This is a genomic window from Paenibacillus sp. P4_A7 (genome assembly GCF_056402455.1).
The window spans coordinates 1-6,886 of record NZ_JBFUHJ010000296.1 but is presented as its reverse complement, the minus strand read 5'-3'; the positions used below and the strand labels follow the sequence as shown (position 1 = coordinate 6,886).

General features: G+C 44.3%; 10 protein-coding genes. All 10 read left to right on the top strand.

The window, feature by feature from the left end; genetic code table 11:
* The coding region (locus AC1DWN_RS24170) for an ATP-binding protein (RefSeq protein WP_477561448.1) at positions 1-564 on the top strand (564 nt) is incomplete at its 5' end.
* A gap of 136 nt (positions 565-700) precedes the next feature.
* The gene (locus AC1DWN_RS24165; protein WP_477561447.1) at positions 701-1,108 is read left to right on the top strand and encodes an Asp23/Gls24 family envelope stress response protein; all 408 of its coding nucleotides are present in this window, start codon (positions 701-703) and stop codon (positions 1,106-1,108) included.
* Positions 1,109-1,209: 101 nt separating this feature from the next.
* Positions 1,210-1,767 carry an alkaline shock response membrane anchor protein AmaP gene (gene amaP / locus AC1DWN_RS24160; protein WP_477561446.1) on the top strand — a complete coding sequence of 186 codons (558 nt, stop codon included), beginning with the start codon at positions 1,210-1,212 and terminating at the stop codon, positions 1,765-1,767.
* Between the two features lie 14 nt (positions 1,768-1,781).
* Positions 1,782-2,012: a DUF2273 domain-containing protein gene (locus tag AC1DWN_RS24155; protein ID WP_477561445.1), complete on the top strand. Its 231-nt coding sequence runs from the start codon at positions 1,782-1,784 to the stop codon at positions 2,010-2,012.
* Between the two features lie 162 nt (positions 2,013-2,174).
* Positions 2,175-2,618, top strand: coding sequence for a transcription antitermination factor NusB (nusB, locus tag AC1DWN_RS24150; protein ID WP_477561444.1), 444 nt, complete (start codon positions 2,175-2,177; stop codon positions 2,616-2,618).
* A 52-nt stretch (positions 2,619-2,670) separates the two neighbouring features.
* On the top strand, positions 2,671-3,525 hold the full coding sequence (gene folD / locus AC1DWN_RS24145) for a bifunctional methylenetetrahydrofolate dehydrogenase/methenyltetrahydrofolate cyclohydrolase FolD (protein ID WP_477561443.1): 855 nt from the start codon (positions 2,671-2,673) through the stop codon (positions 3,523-3,525).
* Positions 3,526-3,538: 13 nt separating this feature from the next.
* Positions 3,539-4,909: an exodeoxyribonuclease VII large subunit gene (gene xseA / locus AC1DWN_RS24140; protein ID WP_477561442.1), complete on the top strand. Its 1,371-nt coding sequence runs from the start codon at positions 3,539-3,541 to the stop codon at positions 4,907-4,909.
* Positions 4,893-5,147 carry an exodeoxyribonuclease VII small subunit gene (gene xseB / locus AC1DWN_RS24135; protein WP_477561441.1) on the top strand — a complete coding sequence of 85 codons (255 nt, stop codon included), beginning with the start codon at positions 4,893-4,895 and terminating at the stop codon, positions 5,145-5,147. The genes xseA and xseB overlap by 17 nt, the downstream gene beginning before the upstream one ends.
* 2 nt (positions 5,148-5,149) lie before the next feature.
* The gene (locus AC1DWN_RS24130) at positions 5,150-6,064 is read left to right on the top strand and encodes a polyprenyl synthetase family protein (protein WP_477561440.1); all 915 of its coding nucleotides are present in this window, start codon (positions 5,150-5,152) and stop codon (positions 6,062-6,064) included.
* Between the two features lie 66 nt (positions 6,065-6,130).
* A partial coding sequence (locus AC1DWN_RS24125; RefSeq protein ID WP_477561439.1) for a 1-deoxy-D-xylulose-5-phosphate synthase N-terminal domain-containing protein occupies positions 6,131-6,886 on the top strand: 756 nt, incomplete at its 3' end.

Sequence of the window (6,886 nt, the reverse complement as noted above, 5' to 3'; positions counted from 1 at the left end):
CTTGCGGTTAACTACTCTGGGGCCGGTACGCTTGAGTTTTTGCTTGGACCAGACGGCAATTTTTATTTCATGGAAATGAATACTCGCATTCAGGTTGAGCATCCCGTAACGGAGATGATCACGAATGTGGATTTAATAAAAGAGATGATTTCAGTAGCAGAAGGCAATCCATTGTCATTCTCGCAAAGTGATTTGAAGATTAACGGCTGGTCAATTGAGTGCCGCGTCAATGCGGAAGACTCTGAACGTAATTTCATGCCTTCTCCGGGTCATATTCCATTTTACTTACCACCGGGCGGAGCTGGAGTACGTGTGGATAGTGCAGTCTATCCTGGGTACACGATTTCACCGCATTATGACTCCATGATTGCAAAGCTGATCGTGTGGGGCGCGACGCGCGAGGAAGCAATTGCTAGGATGAAGAGAGCATTGTCAGAGTTTGCTATAGAAGGAATTAAGACGACGATTCCGTTCCATTTAAAGCTGCTGAATCACTCTAAATTCATCGATGGAAATTTTGATATCAAGTTCCTAGAGGATTATGATATTAACGCTCCCGAATAAGATTACGACAAAGCTGTGAACAACTAGTATTGTTTGTCATAATTACTGACGAATGATATAGTATATTAACAAGATGCGGTCTATTGCTCGGCCTAGATGCTGGGTACGCGCAACTTTAAGGAGGTGTACAACCATCATGAGTATAATCGCTGCGGAGTATGAGAAAACGGACATGGGTACTATTCAAATTGCACCCGAAGTAATCGAAGTAATCGCTGGATTAGCTGCGGTTGAAGTGGATGGCGTTGCTGGAATGAGCGGCGGATTTGCAGGTGGAATCGCAGAACTTCTTGGCCGGAAAAATCTATCCAAGGGTGTCAAGGTTGAGGTTGGTCAGCGTGAAGCTGCGGTTGATGTATCCATTATTGTTGAATATGGCAATCGTATTCCGGAGGTCGCTTCGGAAATTCAACGTAATGTGAAACGTTCGATCGAAATGATGACAGGTTTGCATGTTGTTGAAGTAAACGTACATATTCACGATGTACATTTCAAGACAGCAGAAAAACCAGATGAAGAAGACCAGCAAAACCGAGTTAAATAAAGAATCAATCATTAATTGAATTCCGTACAACCCCCTCGTGATTGGGCATGCCGCTCGGCACTAGGGGGTTTTCATTCGGCATGACAGGAGGAGGCACTACGTTGATTAAAGTCGTAGACAAGCTGCTTTTGTTTCTATATAGCATCGTAATCGGATGCGTATCCATATTCCTAATTATTTTAGGTTTCGGTGGGATTTCAAAAGATCTTATAGCTGATCTGATAGGTGATTTATATCGCCTCGATTCCTTGCAATATACAATAGCTGCATTAGGTGTTGTTCTTTTTTTATTGAGCTTACGTTTTTTTATCGTTTCACTTCACCGTGGATCAGCGTCTGCACCGTCGATTGACCAGCGAACAGACTTTGGAGATATCCGTATTTCAATGGAAACAATCGAGAATTTAGCACTTAAAGCAGCATCCCGCCAACGTGGTGTTAAGGATTTGCGCGCACGTATTAGAGCGACTGACGCAGGTCTTGATATCGTTTTACGTGCTGTTGTGGATGGTGAGAGCTCCATTCCTGTACTAACGGAAGAAGTTCAACGTTCTGTCAAGGAACATATTGAGGAAATTACAGGGATACCTGTTATGAATGTAGCTGTCTTCATCGCTAACATCATTCAAACTGGCACGTTCAAGAGTCGCGTGGAATAGAGGTGAGTTTGCTGATGTGGAGGGAATTCTGGGCATCCTATGGGAAACGAGCAGCAGGTGCTGCAACAGGATTGTTTTTCGGGCTTATCTATTTGTTTGTCGGGTTTTGGGACATGGTCTTTATTGCGCTCCTTGTAGCTGCCGGTTATTGGGTCGGCAAGCAGAAGGAATTAGGAAACGAACCCCTATTGCCAATACAACGGATTTGGTATTCGTTGCTCGAAAGATTTCGACCGTTTAAATGAACCTGTGGTCTCCTCCGTACTCCGGAATCCGGATAGCCGCTTATTCGGGGCAGGGAGGAGATCATAGGTTTTTTTGAAACGTCTTCCTCCAACAGAGGAAGGAAGCTTTTAACGTATGGTAAAATTCAATTTAATTGGCAATATAGCTGCCGCGGAGGTCACATGAAACGAAGATTAGCACGAGAAATAGCAGTATCAAGCCTGTATCAGATGGAAATGAATGAAGTCTCAGCTGCTGATGCAGTGGATATGCTTATGGAAGAACTGCGTCAAGATAATGAAATAGGTGCTGACCCTTCAGAAATCGGAAGCACGGATGAGTTCGCTCGCGAGCTTGTTTATGGTGTAATGGAACATAGACAAGCTATTGACGGTATGCTTCAGCAGTTTTTGACTGGCTGGCAGGTTGATCGTTTGTCGCGTGTAGATCGTCAAGTGCTTAGACTTGCATGCTACGAGATGGTTTTCCGTGATGACGTACCGCCGAAAGCTACAATCAATGAAGCTATCGAGCTTGCAAAGCATTTTGGTACAGAAGAATCAGGTAAATTCGTAAACGGTGTACTTGGTAAATTGCTACTCGGAGTAGACGAACTGAAATCATAGAAAAAGCATCGGAATGTCATTACATATTACGATGCAAAAGGAGACTGGAGCTATGTGCGCACAAATCATTGAAGGTAAAAAAATATCTGACCTTATACGTGAGGAAATGATTACGGAAACTGCAGCCTTAAGAGAAAAAGGGATAGTGCCTGGATTAGCAGTTGTTTTAGTAGGGGAAGACCCTGCTTCGAAGGTGTATGTGGGTTCTAAAGAGAAGGCTTGTCAGCAATTAGGTTTTTATTCAGAAGTACATCGTTTAGCCGCGACAACAAGTGAAGAGGAATTGCTGGCCGTTATCGATCAACTGAACAATCAATCATCAATTAATGGTATTTTAGTACAATTGCCTTTGCCGAAGCATATTAACGAGAAAGCTGTTATTGATGCTATTGCTGTTTCCAAAGATGTTGACGGGTTCCATCCTGAAAGTGTTGGAAATTTAGTTATCGGTGATGATAGCTTGCTGCCATGCACGCCTGCGGGCGTTATTGAGCTTATCAAACGCAGCGGTGTTGATATTTCAGGAAAGCATGCTGTTATCATTGGGAGAAGCAACATTGTTGGCAAGCCTGTAGCTATGCTTCTTCTTCGTGAAAATGCAACGGTTACGATTTGTCATTCGCGTACAGCAAATATGGAGGAGCTTGCTAAACAAGCTGATATTCTAGTTGTGGCTATCGGCAAAGCTAAAGCAATCGACAAAAGGTTCGTTAAACCAGGAGCTATTGTTATTGATGTAGGTATTAATCGTTTAGCTGACGGAAAACTGGCTGGCGATGTCGATTTTGATGACTGCTTAGATACGGCTGGCTTTATAACGCCTGTTCCTGGCGGTGTTGGACCGATGACAATCACGATGCTGATGAAGAACACGATAACAGCAGCAAAGCGGGCAAACGGAATCTAGGAGTGACGTTTGAATGGCAGGACAACCTCGCGTTTTTTCTATAAAAGAACTTAACAAATATATCCGAATGAAGTTTGAATCGGATTCATTGCTTGGGGATGTGTGGATTCGGGGAGAAATATCGAATTTTACACACCATTCAAGCGGTCATATGTATTTCACGTTGAAAGATAGCGATAGTCGCTTGAAATGTATCATGTTCGCTTCGCACAATCAACGTCTGCCTTTTATGCCGCGAGAAGGTACGAAAGTTATCGCAAGGGGTAATATTTCGGTCTACGAACGGGATGGCAATTATCAATTCTACGCTACTGCGATGCAGCCAGATGGACTCGGCAGCTTGTACCTCGCTTTTGAGCAGTTGAAAAGCAAGCTAGAAGCTGAAGGGCTTTTCGCTGAATCGCGCAAACGCCCGATTCCACGATTTCCGCGTGCAATTGGTGTCATTACTTCGGCTACAGGTGCCGCAGTGCGCGACATAATCATCACCATACAACGACGGTACCCATCAATGCCTGTGTATGTGTATCCCGTTTTAGTTCAGGGAACGCAAGCAGCACCTGCTATTGTCAAAGCGATAGAAGCAATGAATCGTTTTGGCGAGGTTGACGTATTAATTGTAGGGCGCGGCGGCGGGTCGCTTGAGGAGCTTTGGGCATTTAATGAGGAAGCAGTTGCACGAAGTATAGCTGCATCTGATATTCCAATCATTAGTGCTGTTGGCCATGAGACGGATTTCACAGTGGCAGATTTCGTAGCCGACCTGAGGGCAGCAACTCCAACGGCTGCGGCTGAGCTCGCTGTTCCTAATATAGTTGAACTACAGCTACAGCTCAAACGGCAGGAGCAAAGACTTATACAAGCTATTCGTTTCCGTGTCCGGGAGGATAAGGAGCAGCTACAGCGTATTAGACGCTCACCTTTCTTTATGTATCCTCGCAAATATTTGCTTGAGCAGGCGCAGCGTCTTGATCGTTTGCAAGAGCAGCTCGTGCAGCGCATGCAGCGGGTAACAGAGGGTGGCCAATCAAAATTAGCACGAGTGCAAAGAGTGCTTGCAGGACATCATCCCGGTGAGCGTGTAGCATTTGCAGCAAAGCGATGGCAATCAACATCCCGTCAACTTGAACAAGCAATGAATTCGATCATGAAAGAACGTAAGCTTAAGCTTTATGGAACGATAGGACAGCTTGATGCTTTGAGTCCGCTCAAGGTCATGTCCCGAGGGTACAGCTTAGTTTATGATGCAGACGAGAAACGTTTAATTAAATCGGTCTCAGATGTACAACAGGGCGACAACATTCAAGTTAAAATGTCAGACGGTCAAATAGATTGTCAAGTCAGGTCATTGAGAGGAGAAAGCGCCGATGGAAGCAACAAATAATAACGAGCTAAGTTTTGAGCAAGCGATGGAGCGATTGGATTTAATTGTTGCCAAGCTTGAGAACGGTGATGTGCCATTAGAGACCGCAATCGAATTATTTCAAGAAGGTATGAAGCTTTCTCAACTTTGCGGCGGTAAGCTCGAGCAAGTAGAACAGAAAATTGAATTGCTCATCGAATCGGAGCAGGGATTTCAGAAAAAACCGTTTTCACCTGTAAACGATGATAAAGGGGAATAAGCTTGAACGACAGGTTGGCAATAGAAGCGTATTTGGCTCAATGTGTGGAATTGACGGAAGCTTCACTTAAACAATCCCTTTCTGAGAATTGGGACGTTCCAGCAAGACTTCGAGAAGCAATGAACTATTCGCTCGAGGCAGGCGGCAAAAGGCTGCGGCCAGCATTTGTACTTACTGCTGCTCAAGCAGTGGCAGGCAAGGTAGAAGCTTGGAATGCGGCTATACCGATTGCTTGTGCAGTAGAATATATTCACACTTATTCCCTTATTCATGATGATTTGCCGGCAATGGATAACGATGACTTCCGTAGAGGGAAGCCAACTAATCATAAAGTGTTTGGCGAAGCAATGGCTATTTTAGCCGGTGATGCACTGCTGACTCATGCTTTTCACCTGATACCTCAAGTGTCGCGCCTATCGGGCGTAAGTGCAGAGATTTCCTTAGCCATCGTGGAAGATTTGGCAAGGCTTGCTGGAGCACCTGGCATGGTAGGCGGACAAGTTGCTGACATGTTAGGAGAGCAAGGCATTACCTCCATTGATGAATTAGAATATATTCATCTTCATAAAACAAGTGATTTAGTCGTATTTTCAGTGACCGCTGGCGGGCGTATTGGCGGTGCAAGTCCTAAGCAGCTTGAATTACTTACTCGTTACGGTCGCAACCTTGGGCTAGCTTTTCAAATTCAAGATGATATTTTGGATTTGGTCGGTGACGAGAAAAAGCTAGGAAAGAAAACAAATAGTGATGTTGAACAAAATAAGGTAACTTATCCTTTTCTTATAGGTCTGGAGCAAAGCAAGACTCAGGTAGAGCTGCTTACCCAGGAAGCCAAATCGGCCATATTGGAAGCGGATTTTCAAGCGCCGGAGCGTCTGTTGGAAATTGCAGATTTTTTAGTGAAACGCGATCATTGATCGAACAAGCCATTATCAAATTAGTTGGGAAATATATTTCGGTATGCTATACTAGGAAAAATGTATATGTTCAGAGGGCAGCTGCAAAAGGCTGTCCACGAAAGTGAGGAAAGTAACGTGCTGCTTGACCAGATAAACGGACCTCAAGATTTGAAAGCTTTGACAACCACTCAGTTGGAGCAGCTGGCAGTGGATATTCGTCAGTTTCTTATTGAAAAGCTTTCCGTTACAGGTGGTCATCTTGCTTCCAATTTGGGAGTCGTTGAATTGACCCTAGCCATGCATTATTTATTTAATAGTCCCGATGACAAATTTGTTTTTGACGTAGGTCACCAATCATATGTTCATAAAATTTTAACAGGTCGTAAAGACCGCTTTGATACTTTGCGTGAATATAAAGGATTATGCGGATTCGTGAAGCGCTCTGAGAGTGAGCACGATGTTTGGGAAGCCGGTCACAGCAGCACATCATTATCTGCTGCTATGGGGATGGCGCTTGCTCGTGATTTGAAAGGCGAGAGCAACCGAGTTGTAGCTGTTATCGGTGATGGCGCTCTCACTGGAGGCATGGCCTTAGAAGCATTGAATCATATTGGTCATGAACAAAAGGATATGATCGTTATCCTTAATGATAATGAAATGTCGATTGCTCCAAACGTAGGTGCCTTGCATCAATACTTGGGGAAAATTCGTACGGATCGTCATTACCAGAAAGCAAAAGATGAATTGCAGCAGTTGTTGAATAAAATACCGGCGATTGGCGGGAAGCTTGCTAAAACAGCGGAGCGATTCAAGGACAGCTTAAAATATTTACTTGTGAGC